Consider the following 16,272-nt stretch of genomic DNA (forward strand, 5'->3'; position numbering starts at 1 on the left):
CGATGGTGATCAACTTCCCCATTAACCCCATCGGTGACATACGAACCGTACGTCACAAAAACAACCAAGGAAACATGAGTCACAAATTACATCGCAGTCATTACCTGCGGAAACGCTGTGATCACCACGAATGTGCAAGGTAACAAATTGGATATGCGTGAATTACATTAATGTAGTTCAGTCGCGTGAATCAGAAATCTGTCCCGCGAAACGTAGATCAGAGCCCGTGAATCACAGTCTGTCGTGTGTAACGGGGTCGGCAGCGGTCGAGGGCGACACATCCGCGGGGACGTCCGCCGCTTGCGCGCCACTTCCCTTGCGCAACTGCAGTTTGCGGGCGACAACGGCACCGACTGCGACGACGGCGATCAAGAGCATGGTCACGACGGTCCAGGGCACGTCGGTCTGACCGGTCATCCGGTCGACCATCTGCTGTGCTGCCTGCGGCGGATTCTGAATCGCCAGATTGTCGGTGGCATTCTCGAGTTCGACCCGACTGAACTCGTCGCTCGAACTACCCACGTAATTGCCACCGAGCACAATGACGGTTCCACCGGTCTCGGATTGCAACTCGGTGGCGATGTCGCGGTAATAGGTGATTCGCGGATAGATCTTGTCGGTGACAACAAAGTGCACGTCGTAGCCCTCGTCGCGGGCTTGCGCGACGGCCGCCAGGATCGCCGGGGTCATCTCGGGCGGAGCGACCACACCTACGTCGGCCAGTCCGGCCGAGAGCGCTGCGATGTCGACGTCGGACGGGACGATCGTCGAGAAGGGCGTCGGTGCCATCTACTTACTGTCTCCATTCGGGCCACGTGAATCTCCGCCGTTGCCGGAAAGTTCAGCCTGTGTCCAACCTACGGCAGCACAGTACGACACAATTGATGGCGTACGGCATCCCCCTGGCGTGTCGTCATCGCGAAGACACGCCAGATCCCCCCATCGTTTTACCAGTACGCTTGTACTGCTAGAATCAGAGGAAGCACGGATCGGCGCAGCCCGTCGGTTCGTACCTGCCGGTGATCACGCCGACAAGAGGATCAAGAACCGGCGTTGCCCAGCCGGTGAGACAACAAGACTGGAGCTGACGTAAGCGATGAGTATCGATACATTTGGCGCCCGCGGCACGTTGACCGTCGGTGAGAACTCGTACGAGATCTTCCGCCTCAACGCGGTCGAGGGAACAGAGAAACTCCCCTATTCCCTCAAGGTGCTCGCAGAGAACCTGCTCCGCACCGAAGACGGTGCCAACATCACCAAAGATCACATCAACGCGATCGCGAACTGGGATCCCAGCTCCGAACCGGATACCGAGATCCAGTTCACCCCGGCCCGCGTCATCATGCAGGACTTCACCGGCGTCCCCTGCATCGTCGACCTCGCGACCATGCGTGAAGCCGTCACCGCCCTCGGCGGCGACGCCACCAAGGTCAACCCGCTCTCCCCTGCCGACATGGTCATCGACCACTCGGTGATCCTGGACGTGTTCGGTCGCGCCGATGCCCTCGAGCGCAACGTCGACCTCGAATACGAGCGCAACGGCGAGCGTTACCAGTTCCTGCGTTGGGGCCAGGGCGCGTTCGACGACTTCAAGGTCGTCCCCCCGGGCATGGGCATCGTCCACCAGGTCAACATCGAATACCTCGCTCCGACCGTGATGACCCGCAACGGCCAGGCCTACCCCGACACCTGCGTCGGCACCGACTCGCACACCACCATGGTCAACGGCCTCGGCGTGCTCGGCTGGGGCGTCGGCGGCATCGAGGCAGAAGCCGCGATGCTCGGCCAGCCGGTGTCCATGCTCATCCCGCGTGTTGTCGGCTTCAAGCTGTCCGGTGAGATCAAGCCCGGCGTCACCGCCACCGACGTGGTGCTCACCGCCACCGAGATGCTGCGCAAGCACGGCGTCGTCGGCAAGTTCGTCGAGTTCTACGGTGCAGGCGTTGCCGAGGTCCCCCTCGCAAACCGCGCCACCCTTGGCAACATGAGCCCCGAGTTCGGTTCCACCGCAGCGATCTTCCCGATCGACGAAGAGACCATCAACTACCTGCGGCTGACCGGTCGCAGCGACGAGCAGCTCGCGCTGGTCGAGGCATATGCCAAGGAACAGGGCATGTGGCACGATCCCGAGCGTGAGCCGGTGTTCTCCGAGTACATCGAGCTCGACCTGAGCACCGTGGTCCCCTCGATCGCCGGCCCGAAGCGTCCGCAGGACCGCATCCTGCTGTCCGAGTCGAAGGTGGCGTTCCGCAAGGACATCCACACCTACGTGGAGAACAACAACGAAGCCGAGCACACCCAGCTCGACGAGGCCGTCGAGGAGTCGTTCCCGGCGAGCGACCCGGCAACGCTGTGTTTTGCCGACGACGGCGCCAATGTGGGCCGGTCGGCCGCCAACGGCAGCAAGGGACGCCCCTCCAAGCCGATCAAGATCGTCGACCCCGAACTCGGCGAGTTCGTCCTCGACCACGGCGCCGTGGTGGTCGCGGGTATCACCTCGTGCACCAACACCTCCAACCCGTCGGTCATGCTCGGCGCTGCGCTTCTCGCCCGCAACGCGGTCGAGAAGGGGCTGACAACCAAGCCGTGGGTCAAGACCAACATGGCTCCCGGATCGCAGGTCGTCACCGACTACTACGAGAAGGCAGGCCTCTGGCCGTACCTCGAGAAGCTCGGTTACTACCTCGGCGGCTACGGATGCACCACCTGCATCGGTAACACCGGCCCGCTTCCCGAAGCAATCTCCAAGGCGATCAACGACAACGACCTGTCGGTCACCGCGGTGCTCTCGGGTAACCGCAACTTCGAGGGACGCATCTCCCCCGACGTCAAGATGAACTACTTGGCCTCGCCGCCCCTGGTGATCGCATACGGCCTCGCCGGAACCATGGACTTCGACTTCGAGACCGACGCACTGGGCAACGACACCGACGGCAATCCCGTTTTCCTGAAGGACATCTGGCCGTCGACCCAGGAGATCGAAGAGACCATCCAGTCGGCGATCAGCCAGGACATGTTCCGCAAGTCCTACGCGACGATCTTCGCGGGCGATCACCGCTGGCAGAACCTCTCGACCCCCGAGGGCGACACCTTCGCGTGGGACGAGAATTCCACCTACGTCCGCAAGGCCCCGTACTTCGAGGGCATGGCGGTCGAACCGTCGCCGGTCACCGAGATCAAGGGCGCTCGCGTCCTGGCACTGCTCGGCGACTCGGTCACCACCGACCACATCAGCCCGGCAGGCCCGATCAAGCCCGGCACACCGGCCGCGCAGTACCTGGACGCCAACGGTGTGGCGCGCAAGGACTACAACTCGCTCGGTTCGCGTCGTGGCAACCACGAGGTCATGATCCGCGGCACGTTCGCCAACATCCGTCTGCAGAACCAGCTCCTCGACGGCGTCTCGGGTGGATACACCCGCGACTTCACCCAGGACGGTGCCCCGCAGTCGTTCATCTACGACGCGTCGCAGAACTACCAGAAGGCCGGCATCCCGCTGGTCGTGCTGGGCGGCAAGGAATACGGTTCGGGCAGCTCGCGTGACTGGGCCGCCAAGGGAACCAGCCTGCTCGGCGTCCGCGCGGTCATCACCGAGTCGTTCGAGCGCATCCACCGCTCGAACCTGATCGGCATGGGCGTGATCCCGCTGCAGTTCCCCGAGGGCGAGTCGGCCAAGTCTCTGGGACTCGACGGCACCGAGGTCTTCGACTTCTCGGGTATCACCGAGCTGAACGAGGGCAAGACGCCGAAGACGATCAAGGTCACCGCCACCAAGGGCGACGGCCAGGTCGTCGAGTTCGACGCCAAGGTGCGCATCGATACGCCGGGTGAAGCCGATTACTACCGCAACGGCGGCATCCTGCAGTACGTGCTGCGCAACATGCTCAAGAGCTGAGCGGACGCAGTCGGTGCCCAAGGTCAGTCAAGACCACCTGGAAGCCCGGCGACGACAGATCCTCGACGGTGCGCGCCGTTGTTTTGCCGAATTCGGCTACGACGGCGCCACCGTGCGTCGGCTCGAGGAGGCAACCGACCTGTCGCGGGGTGCGATTTTCCACCACTTCCGTGACAAGGAGGCACTGTTCCTTGCCCTGGCCCACGAAGACGCCGAACGGATGGCCGATGTCGCGGCCAACGAGGGTCTGGTCCAGGTCATGCGGGACATGCTCAACCGGCCTGAAGATTTCGACTGGCTCGGTACGCGGCTGGAGATAGCCCGAAAGCTGCGTACCGATCCCGGTTTCCGTACCGAGTGGAAAGCACGTTCGGCGGAACTGGAGTCGGCCACGCTGGCGCGTCTGGAGCGCCAGCGTACGGCCGGCCGTCTTCGTGATGATCTGCCAACGCGTGTTCTGGTCGCCTATCTCGACCTCATCCTCGACGGACTCACGACCCGTCTGGCATCAGGTGCGGCCACCGATGATCTGCACGCGGTGCTCGACCTCGTCGAAGAATCGGTACGCCGGTCCCAATAACGGAACCGGTTTACCTCGGCTGACGCCGAAATGCCCGCGTACGTAGGCCTTCCTGTGATAGTCCTGGTTAACATATCGCGGTCAGTCGGACCGCGGTCGCCAGAGTCGGAGGTCGTCGATGTTCCCGGGTAATTTTGTCGACAGCACGCCGGACAAGGTTGCTGTCGTGCGCCCCGCGACCGGTGAGTCGATCACCTATGCCGAACTCGATCAGCGCTCGACAAAGCTGGCCCATTACTTGAGGGACGTCGGGCTCGGCCGGGGCGACAATGTCGCGATGGTGTCGAACAATGACATTCGCATGCTCGTGATCTATTGGGCGGCACTGCGTTCCGGCATGTATGTCACAGCCATCAACAATCATCTGACCGCCGAGGAGACCAACTACATCCTCGGCGACTGTGGCGCGGTGGCGCTGTTCGCCTCTCCCGAGGTCGCCGACGTGGTCAGCCGTTCCGGCGAGGTCACCACGCTCGCCCATCGAATCGCCTGGGGCGGTGACCTTCCCGGATTCGAGTCGTATGACACGATCCTGGCGCAGGCCTCGGACGCACCGCTCGACGATCAGCCGCGGGGCCAGGACATGCTCTACTCCTCCGGTACCACCGGCCGCCCCAAGGGCATCAAGGTTCCATTGCAGGACGGTCAGGTCGACGAGATCCTCGATCCGTACACGCCGGTCTTCTCCGCCATCTACGGCTTCGACCAGGACTCGGTGTACCTGTGCCCGGCGCCGCTGTATCACGCTGCACCACTGCGGTATTGCGGCATGGTCACGTCACTCGGCGGGACCGTTGTACTGATGGATCGGTTCGACGCCGAGACCGCCCTTCAACTGATAGACGAGTACCGGGTGACCCACAGCCAGTGGGTTCCGACGATGTTCATCAGGATGCTGAAGCTGCCCGACGATGTGCGATCGAAATACGACGTCAGCAGCATGAAGGCCGCCATCCATGCCGCGGCGCCCTGTCCACCCGAGGTCAAGCGGGCGATGATCGAGTGGTGGGGCCCGGTCATCAACGAGTACTACGCGTCCACCGAGGGTTCCGGTGCCACGTTCATCGACAGCGCCGGTTCGCTGGCGCACCCGGGATCGGTGGGTAAGCCGTTGCTCGGCATCGTCCGTATCTGCGGCGACGACGGTGCCGAACTGCCCATCGGTGAGATCGGGACCGTCTACTTCGAACGCGACGAATTACCTTTCCAGTACCACAACGATCCCGAAAAGACCCGGGAGGCACAGCATCCCGACCATCCCGCCTGGACCACCAGCGGTGATGTCGGATATGTGGATGCCGACGGTTTCCTCTATCTCACCGACCGCAAATCCTTCATGATCATCTCCGGCGGGGTGAACATCTACCCGCAGGAAGCCGAGAACGTCCTCATCGGGCACCCCGATGTCTATGACGTCGGCATCATCGGCATCCCGGATCCGGACCTCGGCGAGGTGGCGAAAGCGTGCGTCCAACTCGAACCTGGTGTCGTTGGAAATGAAGAACTCGCCGAGGAACTGATTGCGTTGGTCCGTTCGCGGCTTGCCCACTACAAGGCGCCCAAATCGGTCGACTTCGTCGACTCACTACCCCGCACTCCCACCGGGAAACTCGTCAAACGCGAGCTGCAGAAGCGCTATCTCTGACCGGATTCCGGTGGCCGACAGGACGACTGCTCGACTCGATATGACAACGCAAATAGGCCGTGTTGGTTAGGTAAACCTCGCCTAACAGATATAGGGTTCGCCTATTCTCAGGAAGGCGAAACAATGACCGGATCAGACACTGTCACCAGTCGGCGCACCGTACTGCGGGCGGCCACGGGGGGTGCGGCCTTTGCGGCAGCCGCTGCGATCGCACCCCGTGCTGCTGCCGGTACGGCACACACGGGCCCCACGGCGATCGTCATCGGAAGTGGGTTCGGCGGTGCCGTTGCCGCACTGCGCCTTGGTCGGGCCGGCGTCCAGACGACCGTGCTCGAGCGGGGCCGGCGGTGGCCGATTCGCCCGGACGGCAACACTTTCACCGATCTGAACAACCCGGACAGGCGGGCAGCCTGGTTCAGCACCAAGCCACCGATCAATCCGCTGACGAGTTTCACCTCGATCGAGCCCTACCCCGGCCTCATCGACCGTATCGAGGGCAACGGAATCGATTCGATGTACGGCGCCGGAGTCGGTGGCGGTTCACTGGCGTTCGGTGCTTTCACACCCACCCCGCGCAAAGTCGACTTCGAGATGGTGTTCCCCGATGTCGCCGATTACGACGAACTGATCCGGGACTACTACCCGACCGCTCGGACGATGCTCGGATCGAGTCCCATGCCCGCCGACATCCTGGCTCATCCGCAATATCGCGGCGCCCGGGTCTGGACGAAGACCCTTGCCGACTACGGAGTCGACCCGGTCCCCCAGGACTTCGCGGTCGACTGGGACATCGTCCGCGACGAATTGGCAGGTAGGGCAAAGGCATCGCTGTCCGTGGGCGGCGGGCCGTACGGCGTGAACTCCGGCGCCAAGAACTCCGTCGATCACAACTATCTCCCGTCCGCCGAGGCCACCGGCAACGTCACCATCAAGCCGATGCACGAGGTCTTCGAGATCCGGCCACGAGAGCGGGCCAAGGGTTTTGTGGTGAAGGCCCGGCTCATCGACGATCACCGCCGCACGGTCAGCATCGAGACGTTCGAGGCCGACTACCTGTTCATGGCCGCCGGGTCGTACTACACGACGTCCCTTTTGGTGACCGCCCGCGCGAACGGCACTCTGCCCAACCTGTCCACGCATGTCGGAAACGGGTTCGGTTCCAACGGCGACTTCTTGATCATCCGGACCCTGCTCCGCGACGACGTCGGATACGCCCAGGGCGGTCCGGGTCTGTCTCGCATGTACGAGGACCGGCTACCGGGCGGACCGGTGTCGATGATCTATCAGGCGACACCTTTCCCACAGATCGCCGGCGGGTTCACCACCACCCACATGGTGCAGACCCACACCCCGGACCGCGGGACCATCTCGTTCGACCGGGCCACCGGCGAGACGGTCCTCGACTACCCATTCCCGGGTGGACAGTCCATCGGAGACAAGCGGGCGATGGCGTTCGCCGGGCATTTCCACGAGCGCACCGAAACCCGCTTCGGGCATCCTGCCAACGGCATCCCGGTGTACCCACGCGAGGGGGACTTCGGTTCGGCGGCCACCTTCCACGGTCTCGGCGGAGTGGTCATCGGGAAGGCGGCCGACGAGAACGGCAAGGTCCACGGTTACGACAACCTCTACGTCACCGATGGTTCGTTCATGCCCGGCGCCGTCGGACTGGTCAACCCGTCGCTGACCATCACCGCGATCGCCGAACGCACGATGGACCGGTTCGTGGCGAATCTCTGAGCCGGACAGGCCGCCGACCAGCGCAGCTGTGTGGACGCTGAAAGGGATTAGGTAGAACACATCACCGCGGCTATAAGTTTTCCAACCCCCTTCGGGAAGGCGAACCATGAGCGCCGGCGACACGTTCACGTCCACACGGACCGTTCCCAGACGCACTGTTCTGCGAGCGGCGGCGGCCGGCGCGGCGGTGGCTGCCACCGCCGCGGTGTCGGGGCGCGCACGCGGAGCTCCCGCGGGCGGATCAGCTCCGACGGCGATCGTCATAGGCAGCGGCTTCGGGGGCGCGGTGGCAGCACTGCGGCTCGGTCAGGCAGGTGTGTCCACCACTGTTCTCGAGCGGGGCAGGCGATGGCCCATCAGACCCGACGGCAACACCTTCGCAACGGTGAACCAGCCAGACGGCCGGGCGGCCTGGTTCAGCACGAGGGCCCACATCAACGGTTTGCTGTCCCCGCCCATCAATGCGTATCCAGGCCTGATCGATCGCATCTTCGGGAATGGTGTCGATGCGATCTACGGGACCGGCGTCGGTGGTGGATCGCTGGCGTTCGGCATGTTCACCTCGGTGCCGCGCCGGGTCGATTTCGACATGATCTTCCCTGCATTCGCGAACTACGACGAACTCGTCAGCACCTACTATCCGCGGGCCAAACAGGTCTTGGGTACCTCACCATTGCCCGCCGACATCCTGGCGCATCCGCAATACCGCGGTGCCCGCGCATTCCTGAACACCTTGCGCGACTACGGAACCGAACCGATCCCCACCGATTTCGCCGTCGACTGGGACATCGTCCGGGAAGAACTGCGAGGTAGGCGAAAGGCATCGGTGAGTGTCGGCGAGGGACCGTACGGCATCAACTCCGGGGCCAAGAATTCCGTCGACCACAACTACCTGCCCGCCGCCGAGGCCACCGGCAACGTCACCATTCGGCCGATGCACGAGGTCTTCGACATCCGACCGAGGGAGGGCGCCAAAGGTTTTGTCGTCACCGCCCGTGAGATCGATGAGAACCACAACACCGTCCGCGTCACGAGTTTCGAGGGCGACCACCTCTTCATGGCAGCCGGATCGTTTTACACCACATCACTTCTGGTGGCGGCGCGGGCACGGGGAACGCTTCCGGCGCTGTCGCCGAACATCGGCACCGGCTGGGGCACCAACGGCGACTTCCTCATCGTGCGGACCCCGCTGCGAGAGGACCACGGGGCAGCGCAGGGAGGCCCCGGCAACGTCAAGATGTACGAGGACCGGTTGCCCGGAGGTCCGGTGGCGATGAATTATCAGGCAACACCGTTCCCGGAGTACGCCGGTGGGTTCTCCACCACGAACCTGATCCAGACCCACACCGATGAACGCGGCACCATCGACTACGACCGCGCCACCGGCAGGACGGTTCTGAACTTCCCGTACCCCCGCGAGAACACGCTCGTCGATCAACGTGCATCCCAATTCGCCTGGCACTTCCACGATCAGACCGAAACCCGATACGGTTTCCCGGCCAACGGGATTCCGATCTACCCGCAGGCCGCCGACTTCGGTGCCGCCTGCACGTATCACGGCCTCGGTGGTGTGGTGATGGGTCAGGGCGCAGACGAGAACGGTCGCGTCCGCGGCTACGACAACCTCTACGTCGTCGACGGCTCGTTCCTGCCCGGTGCCGCCGGACTGGTGAATCCGTCCCTGACCATCACCGCGATCACCGAACGCACGATGGACAGATTCGTCGCCACCCTCTGACCCTCGAAACCGTGCCCTTTTGGCGAACAAAACCCCAGGTCGTGCCCGCCAAAACAGCACATCATCGGGTCAGGCGAGTTCGATGATCTCCTGGTACTCGGCCGACCAATGGTCCTCGGTGCCGTCGGGCAACAGGATCACCCGTTGCGGATCGAGGGCCGCTGCGGCGCCCGGATCGTGTGTCACCAGGACCACGGCACCCTTGTAGCTGCGCAGCGCGTCGAGCACCTGTTCGCGTGAGATCGGGTCGAGGTTGTTCGTGGGCTCGTCGAGCAACAGCACATTGGCCGCCGACGACACCAGTCCGGCCAAGGCCAGACGGGTCTTTTCACCACCGGAGAGCGTTCCGGCCGGCTGATCGAGCTGCGGGCCGGTGAACATGAACGCGCCGAGCAGACCACGCAGGTCCTGCTCACCCGCATCGGGCGCGGCGTGACGGATGTTGTCCCAGACGCTCGCGTTGTCGTCGAGCGTGTCGTGTTCCTGCGCGAAGTAGCCGATCTTCAGGCCATGGCCGGGTTCCAGCGTGCCGCGTTCAGCCTTTTCGGTTCCGGCCAGCAGTCGCAGCAGTGTGGTCTTACCCGCGCCGTTGAGCCCGAGCACCACCACGCGACTGCCGCGGTCGATGGCCAGGTCGACGCCGGCGAAGATCTCCAGCGACCCGTACATCTTGGTCAGACCCGACGCCATCAGCGGGGTCTTGCCACAGGCAGCAGGTTCCGGGAACCGGATCTTCGCGGTCCGGTCGGACACCCGCTCTTCGTCGAGATTGTCGAGCATGCGGTCGGCACGCTTGAGCATGTTCTGTGCGGCAACGGCTTTGGTGGCCTTGGCACCCATCTTCGCGGCCTGGACGCGCAGCGCGCCCGCCTTCTTCTCGGCGTTGGCGCGTTCGCGCTTGCGGCGTTGCTCATCGGTGGCGCGGGCGTCGAGATACTTCTTCCAGCCCATGTTGTAGATGTCGGGCTCGCCGCGGACCGCGTCGAGGAACCACACGCGGTTGACGACGTCTTCGAGCAACTCGACGTCGTGACTGATCACGATCAGTCCGCCCTCGTGGTTCTGCAGGAATCCGCGTAGCCAGCCGATCGAGTCGGCGTCGAGGTGGTTGGTCGGCTCGTCAAGCAGGAGCGTGGTGCCGGACTTGCCGCCGCTGCCATCGGATGCCGCAAACAGGATGCGGGCGAGTTCGATTCGGCGGCGCTGACCACCGGAGAGCGTATTGAGCGGCTGGGCCAGTACGCGGTCGGGCAGGCCGAGGCTGTTACAGATGCGGGCGGCCTCCGATTCGGCGACATACCCACCGAGGGTCGAGAAGCGATCTTCGAGCTGTCCGTACCGTTGGACGGCCTTGTCGAGGTCCTTCTCGTCGACGGCCTCTGCCATCAACGCCTGCTGCTTCTCCAGATCACGCAGCAAGGTATCCAGGCCGCGAGCCGAGAGCACCCGGTCCTTCGCGATGACCGCCAGGTCGCCCTCACGCGGATCCTGGGGCAGGTAACCGAGCTCCCCGCTGTTGACGACCGAACCCGCGTAGGGCTCGCCTTCACCGGCGAGAATGCGCATCGTGGTGGTCTTGCCGGCACCGTTACGGCCCACCAACCCGATGCGATCGCCGGGTTGCACCCGTAGCGCCGGACCAGGGGCGCTCAATAGGGTGCGTACGCCCGCGCGTACCTCGAGGTCAGTTGCCGTAATCACGACTTACCAGTCTACGGCAAGGCGATACGGTGCTCGTATGACAACTCGTATCGCCGACCTGGCGGTGGTGGGAGCCGGGCCATCGGGTCGCGCACTTGCGCACCGAGCCGCGCGCGCAGGCCTGCACGTGGCCCTGATCGATCCCCAGGTCGAGAGTCTTTGGAAGCCAACATATGCGGCGTGGGGCGATGATCTGCCGAGCTGGCTCGACGGCTCCGTGATCGCGGCGAGTTGTGAGGCCGTAGCGGTATTCACACCATCGCACCGTCGCCTCGAGCGGCAATACGTGACTTTGGACACGGCCGCGCTGCAACAATCGCTGACCCTTGATGACCACGTCGTGGTCCATGCGCAGTCGGTGTCGGCAGTGCACCCCACCTCGGTGCATTTGGACGACGGAACGCAGCTCGACGCACGAGCGGTGGTCGATGCGCGCGGGCTCCGAGACCCCGCAGCGCCCGCGCAGACCGCCCATGGCGTCGTCGTGGATCGCGCCCTTGCGGCTCCGGTCCTGGGCAGCGACAGCGCCATCCTGATGGACTGGCGCGGCGCAACCGCGCATCGGACGCCGTCGTTTCTCTACGCAATCCCATTGGACGACAACCGGGTACTGCTCGAAGAGACGTGCCTGGCCGCGGCGCCCGCCATGCCCATCGCGGTGCTCCGCGAACGGCTCGGCAAGCGACTGGCACGGTTCGACATCGATCTGGGATCACTCGAGGTGTCCCAGACGGAGACAGTGAAGTTCGCACTGTCCGACAGTTCGAGGTTGCCATGGGACTCGCCGGATCCGCTGCGGTTCGGGGCTGCAGGCGGAATGGTCCATCCGGCAACCGGTTACAGCGTCGCTGAAACGCTGTCGTCGGTCGATCAGCTCGTACACGCCTATGCTCGTGGCCGCGATCCGGTCAAGGCTCTGTGGCCGCGTCAGGCCCGGGCGGTGTATCGACTCCGACTACGCGGACTTGCAGTGCTGCTCAACCTGTCCTCAGCCGACCTCACCGCCTTCTTCGATGCATTCTTTGCCGCGCCCGCCTCGATGCAGCGCGCCTATCTGAGCGATCGCCACCACCTCGGTGGGACTCTCGGAGCGATGGTGGGCACCATCTCCCATGCCGATATCCGCCTGTCCGGCACCATCGTCCGCTCGGCCTTGAAGACCGGCGGGCCGAATCACTGATTCGGTGTGCGGTGCAGCAGGATCCGAACCTCGACATCGGCCCCGGCGAACGACAGTTCGAGTTGATGCCGGATTGCGCGCAGCAACTCGATGAGGTCGCGGCCTTCGGCAGCAGGGTCTGCGGTCACCGTCAGCTCGAGCGTCGGGGTCCTGCCGTCGACGAAGGCCCGCGTTTGTGTCGAGTGGATCTGCGGGTGCCGTTCCAGTGATTTCGCGGCTGCTTTCCCGACATCGGACACCGATACCGTGCGTTCACCGCCGACCGCACCCGATGCAGTACCCACCACGACAGACCGAATCCTGTTGGGACGCAGGTTGGCCAGCACCAGCCACAGTCCCACGACAGCCAGGACAACGGTGGCCACGAGCATCAACCACGGCCACCACCCCTGCTCCGGCGCGGTGTAGATCTCGTAGTCGTTGATCTGCTCGATTTCGTCGACGACCACCGCAACCTGCTGCCACCAGAGCAATGCGACCGCACCCACCCCGAGAAGGATGAGCCCGATCAGACCGACCGCGAGTCGGTCCACGAGGTTCAGGGTGCGTCTCACCTTTTCTCCCCCTCGTCTGTGGACCCCTCGGCTGTGGACCCCTCGGCTGTGGAAGCATGCGCTGGGTCGGCCGCAGGCGCCCGATAGTCGAGCGCCACCCGTGGGGCCGTTTCGAGCCGGGCCAACGCGGTGTCCAGACGCTCGCGGAGCGCGGCACTGTCGCTGCCTTCCCGGCCACGCACAGCGATCTTTGCGCGGCCCCTGGCAACCGTGGTGGTCGCCGAAACGGTGTCCTCTTCATCGAGGGCGATGGCGCTGATCCGCCGGGCGATGTCCACGTCGCGCGTCCACAGCCCGGATACCGCCAACGGCCGGTGGGTGCGCGGTCGGGGTCGAATCGCCAGGTACAGCATCCATAGGCCCACCACGACGGCGGCGATGGCAACGGCAACCATCCACGTCTGCCAGCTGGTACTCGCGATCCACTGCGTCGCATCCGCTATCCAGGCGCCAGAATCGTAATAGCCCTGAGCCACCGCGAATTCGCGCCCGGCGAGCAGTGCTCCGACGATCAACAACACACCGATCAGTGGCGCGATCCGCCCGGCGCCGGGATAGGACCGTGGCGGTTTGCCGCCACGCTCGGAAACCGTGTCGGAGGAATTCTGTTGCGCCGTCACGATATTCGCGACCTCTTCGGACAGCAACAGTCCTTCCGATTGGCTCACCGCCACAACATCGACATCGACCCGCGACGGGCGCCGACCGGTGAGTCGGATCAGGACATCGGTGACGTGTGACTGCACCTGCGCCGCCACCTCCGCTGCCGACGCGGGCCAGCACACGGCGATCTCGATGGTGATCGCCGGATGCCGGGTGCTCGAATCCGACAGCGCGCGAGGCAGATTGCGACCGGTCAACGATCCGAGTTTCACCGACTGCGGCACCACTCCGCGAACCTCCACAGCAGCCTCGCGCGCGATCTTCACGTTGACCTTCGGCTCGATCTGCAACGCACCGCGGATCGCAGGCCGGGCCGGCCCGGTCAACTCCAGGTCGGCTGTCTCGGTCGATTGCGCGACTGCCGCCTCAGCCACGGCCTTTGCTCCGCAACAGGACACCGAGGTCGATACGTCCATCGCGATGTGCCCCGATGGCCAGGCCGATCACCGCAAACACCACAGCGATCATCAGGCCGGAAAAACCTCCGGTGGTGATGGCCAGGGCAAGCAACAGACCGACGAACAAGCCCACGATTGTATTGCTCATGATTCTCTCGTTTCTGGTGCGTTCACTCCGCTGCTCGGTGCCCCACTCACTGCCTCTTCAACCGCTGCCTCTTGGACCGCTGCGGTGACGACGTCTTCGACAACAACCGTGCAGGGCAGTGGCCGGTCCAGCTGCGCAAGCGCCGCGATCCGCACCGCCTGGGCCACCTGCTGAATATCGGTGTCGAAGTAGACGATCACATGCACCTCCACACCGGCCTTGCCGATCCGGACGCCGGATACCCGGTGCCCCGGCAGATATGTCGCCACATCACCGAATGTCCCGGCATGCAGGTCGGCAACACCGTCGACCGCCATGACCGCATCCCGGACACGTTCGGCAACTGTGGTCGGCGGTCCGGTCACTGGACCCGCGACACTGTCTGCCCGTCGAGAGCGGTGGTCGTGTCATCGGTGTCCAGGTGGACGTCGTGGACCGTGATATTGACCTCCGTGACCTCGAGCCCGGTCATCTTCTCGATCGCGTCGATCACATTCGACCGAACCGACTCCGCGAGTTGGTGGATCGCAACGCCGTAATTCGCGACCAGGCCGACGTCCACGGCTGCCTGCTTCTCACCGACCTCGACCGAGACACCCTGTGTGACGTCGGTCGACGCGCCCGGAATGTTCTCGCGCAACTTGCCCACGGCACGGGCCGCGCCCCCGCCGAGGTCGAAAACCCCGTCGATCTCCCTGGTCGCGATCCCGGCGATCTTCGACACCACCACGTCGGCGATCGTTGTCGTTCCGCCCGAAGACTCGGAGTCGTCCGAGGTTTTCTTGGTCAACCCGACATGGTCGGGGTCTGCAGAAGTTGTCATCTCGAGTCCTCCACTCGTCATGCTTCCCAGGTGGGATGGACGAGGGCATATGAACCCGGTCCACTTCTTATGACGAGGTGGGGCCGCGATGTTGCACGGGGCGATTGTGGGCCACGCCACAACCAGAACTGGCATGCTAAAGCCGTGGACACAGAAAGCGAAGGATCCTTGATTCGCTACGCCGCACTGGGTGATCGCACTGCGTTCGAGGATCTGGTGCGGCGTCACCTCAAGCCTGTGCTCCGCTATGCCAACCGGCTCACCGGCTCACCGGCCACCGCAGAGGACATCACCCAGGAGACATTCCTCGCCGCCTGGCGCGGTTTGCCCGGGTTCGCCTTCCAATCGTCGTTCCGAACGTGGCTGTTCACCATCGCCTCACGCAAGACCATCGATCTGAGGCGGCACCGGGCCGCGATCCCCGTGACCGATGCAACGCTTGAACGGTCCGATCGATACACGCCCGGACCTGAAGACGAGGCGGTGGGCCAGTCCCTGCTCGATGCATTGGAGTACGAGCTCGGACAGCTCAGCCACCACGCCAGGGCCTGCTGGTGGCTACGAGAGGTCGAAGGGATGTCGCATGAGGACATCGCCACCGCGTTGGCGATCACCCGGGGATCGGTACGCGGTCATCTGCAGCGGGCGCGTGCGCAGTTGGCGCTGCGGCTTGCACCATGGAAACCCGCCGGGGCAAGGCCCGACAGGGTGGGCGCTTACAGAGAACATCGAGGCACAAGTGAGGATCTACGATGACCGAACCGGTGCCCGACCCCGATCTGTGGTGGATCAGCGACGCCGCCGCTGCGCTCGATGCCCAGATTCCCCAGGACACGGTCCTCGCGAAGATCCGGGCCCGCCTGCATCACTCGAACCGGCGGGGTGTCCCGGTGTCGACCGACAGTCCGGGAATTCTGATCAACACCCGCGCGCTTCGCCTACTGCTGGCGGGCACCATCTGGGAGATCGGCCGACGAGACATCACCGCAATCGAATTCGACACCGAATCGACAACTCTCACCGCTGTCGACATCGATCTGATCGGCCGATACAGCGATCATCTCGAGGCAATCGGTGACCGGATACATGACGCGGTCACCGAGCGCCTACGCGAAATACTCGGGCCGGCGACAGGCTCAGCCGTCGCACGGCGCGTGCACTGGTCCGATCTGGAAAAGCCGAACGACCCGGAAGAAGTCGCGTGAAG

The 16,272-nt window shown here is 64.2% G+C and carries 15 protein-coding genes; 8 read left to right on the plus strand and 7 right to left on the minus strand.

The window, feature by feature from the left end; translation table 11 throughout:
* Positions 1 to 231: 231 nt before the first annotated feature.
* Positions 232 to 789 (minus strand): Rv1476 family membrane protein, encoded by a 558-nt coding sequence (locus tag AC1D75_RS17050; RefSeq protein WP_495516507.1) that lies wholly within the window; start codon positions 787 to 789, stop codon positions 232 to 234.
* Positions 790 to 1,096: 307 nt separating this feature from the next.
* On the opposite strand from AC1D75_RS17050, the gene AC1D75_RS17055 reads away from it, so the two are divergent.
* The 5 genes from AC1D75_RS17055 (at position 1,097) to AC1D75_RS17075 (ending at position 9,598) form a co-directional block, all read left to right on the plus strand.
* Positions 1,097 to 3,895, plus strand: a complete 2,799-nt coding sequence (locus AC1D75_RS17055) for an aconitate hydratase (protein WP_495516508.1) — start codon at positions 1,097 to 1,099, stop codon at positions 3,893 to 3,895.
* A gap of 13 nt (positions 3,896 to 3,908) precedes the next feature.
* Entirely contained in the window at positions 3,909 to 4,475 is a 567-nt protein-coding gene (locus AC1D75_RS17060; RefSeq protein WP_495516509.1) for a TetR/AcrR family transcriptional regulator, read from the plus strand.
* A gap of 118 nt (positions 4,476 to 4,593) precedes the next feature.
* Positions 4,594 to 6,120 (plus strand): AMP-binding protein, encoded by a 1,527-nt coding sequence (locus AC1D75_RS17065; protein ID WP_495516510.1) that lies wholly within the window; start codon positions 4,594 to 4,596, stop codon positions 6,118 to 6,120.
* Between the two features lie 123 nt (positions 6,121 to 6,243).
* The gene (locus tag AC1D75_RS17070; protein ID WP_495516511.1) at positions 6,244 to 7,860 is read left to right on the plus strand and encodes a GMC oxidoreductase; all 1,617 of its coding nucleotides are present in this window, start codon (positions 6,244 to 6,246) and stop codon (positions 7,858 to 7,860) included.
* A 106-nt stretch (positions 7,861 to 7,966) separates the two neighbouring features.
* On the plus strand, positions 7,967 to 9,598 hold the full coding sequence (locus AC1D75_RS17075) for a GMC oxidoreductase (RefSeq protein ID WP_495516512.1): 1,632 nt from the start codon (positions 7,967 to 7,969) through the stop codon (positions 9,596 to 9,598).
* A 69-nt stretch (positions 9,599 to 9,667) separates the two neighbouring features.
* Here the strand turns inward: AC1D75_RS17075 and AC1D75_RS17080 are convergent, their stop codons facing one another.
* Positions 9,668 to 11,299: an ABC-F family ATP-binding cassette domain-containing protein gene (locus AC1D75_RS17080; RefSeq protein ID WP_495516513.1), complete on the minus strand. Its 1,632-nt coding sequence runs from the start codon at positions 11,297 to 11,299 to the stop codon at positions 9,668 to 9,670.
* A gap of 37 nt (positions 11,300 to 11,336) precedes the next feature.
* Between AC1D75_RS17080 and AC1D75_RS17085 the strand changes: the two genes are divergently transcribed.
* Complete coding sequence (locus tag AC1D75_RS17085; protein WP_495516514.1) at positions 11,337 to 12,479, plus strand: lycopene cyclase family protein; 1,143 nt, start codon at positions 11,337 to 11,339, stop codon at positions 12,477 to 12,479.
* On the opposite strand, the gene amaP is transcribed toward AC1D75_RS17085, so the two are convergent.
* Genes amaP through AC1D75_RS17110 form a run of 5 tightly spaced genes read right to left on the minus strand, consistent with a single transcriptional unit; the run spans position 12,473 to position 15,065 of the window.
* A complete protein-coding gene (gene amaP, locus AC1D75_RS17090; RefSeq protein WP_495516515.1) occupies positions 12,473 to 13,033 on the minus strand; it encodes an alkaline shock response membrane anchor protein AmaP in 561 nt (186 codons plus the stop codon). The two genes, AC1D75_RS17085 and amaP, sit on opposite strands and share 7 nt — an antisense overlap.
* Positions 13,030 to 14,070, minus strand: coding sequence for an Asp23/Gls24 family envelope stress response protein (locus AC1D75_RS17095; RefSeq protein ID WP_495516516.1), 1,041 nt, complete (start codon positions 14,068 to 14,070; stop codon positions 13,030 to 13,032). Before AC1D75_RS17095 ends, amaP begins: the two co-directional genes overlap by 4 nt.
* Positions 14,063 to 14,242, minus strand: a complete 180-nt coding sequence (locus AC1D75_RS17100) for a DUF2273 domain-containing protein (protein ID WP_495516517.1) — start codon at positions 14,240 to 14,242, stop codon at positions 14,063 to 14,065. The genes AC1D75_RS17095 and AC1D75_RS17100 overlap by 8 nt, the downstream gene beginning before the upstream one ends.
* Entirely contained in the window at positions 14,239 to 14,607 is a 369-nt protein-coding gene (locus tag AC1D75_RS17105) for an Asp23/Gls24 family envelope stress response protein (RefSeq protein ID WP_495516518.1), read from the minus strand. Before AC1D75_RS17105 ends, AC1D75_RS17100 begins: the two co-directional genes overlap by 4 nt.
* On the minus strand, positions 14,604 to 15,065 hold the full coding sequence (locus tag AC1D75_RS17110; RefSeq protein ID WP_495516519.1) for an Asp23/Gls24 family envelope stress response protein: 462 nt from the start codon (positions 15,063 to 15,065) through the stop codon (positions 14,604 to 14,606). Before AC1D75_RS17110 ends, AC1D75_RS17105 begins: the two co-directional genes overlap by 4 nt.
* Before the next feature lie 144 nt (positions 15,066 to 15,209).
* On the opposite strand from AC1D75_RS17110, the gene AC1D75_RS17115 reads away from it, so the two are divergent.
* Positions 15,210 to 15,821: an RNA polymerase sigma factor gene (locus tag AC1D75_RS17115; protein WP_495516520.1), complete on the plus strand. Its 612-nt coding sequence runs from the start codon at positions 15,210 to 15,212 to the stop codon at positions 15,819 to 15,821.
* A complete protein-coding gene (locus AC1D75_RS17120; protein WP_495516521.1) occupies positions 15,818 to 16,270 on the plus strand; it encodes a hypothetical protein in 453 nt (150 codons plus the stop codon). The genes AC1D75_RS17115 and AC1D75_RS17120 overlap by 4 nt, the downstream gene beginning before the upstream one ends.
* The last annotated feature ends 2 nt before the right edge of the window (positions 16,271 to 16,272 follow it).

This window comes from Williamsia sp. Y712 (assembly GCF_059445525.1).

Coding starts and splice junctions, on each gene's coding strand:
- AC1D75_RS17055 (WP_495516508.1), top strand. CDS start 1,097: ATGAGTATCGATACATTTGGCGCCCGCGGCACGTTGACCGTCGGTGAG.
- AC1D75_RS17110 (WP_495516519.1), bottom strand. CDS start 15,065: ATGACAACTTCTGCAGACCCCGACCATGTCGGGTTGACCAAGAAAACC.
- AC1D75_RS17070 (WP_495516511.1), top strand. CDS start 6,244: ATGACCGGATCAGACACTGTCACCAGTCGGCGCACCGTACTGCGGGCG.
- AC1D75_RS17075 (WP_495516512.1), top strand. CDS start 7,967: ATGAGCGCCGGCGACACGTTCACGTCCACACGGACCGTTCCCAGACGC.
- AC1D75_RS17120 (WP_495516521.1), top strand. CDS start 15,818: ATGACCGAACCGGTGCCCGACCCCGATCTGTGGTGGATCAGCGACGCC.
- AC1D75_RS17050 (WP_495516507.1), bottom strand. CDS start 789: ATGGCACCGACGCCCTTCTCGACGATCGTCCCGTCCGACGTCGACATC.
- AC1D75_RS17100 (WP_495516517.1), bottom strand. CDS start 14,242: ATGAGCAATACAATCGTGGGCTTGTTCGTCGGTCTGTTGCTTGCCCTG.
- AC1D75_RS17065 (WP_495516510.1), top strand. CDS start 4,594: ATGTTCCCGGGTAATTTTGTCGACAGCACGCCGGACAAGGTTGCTGTC.
- AC1D75_RS17085 (WP_495516514.1), top strand. CDS start 11,337: ATGACAACTCGTATCGCCGACCTGGCGGTGGTGGGAGCCGGGCCATCG.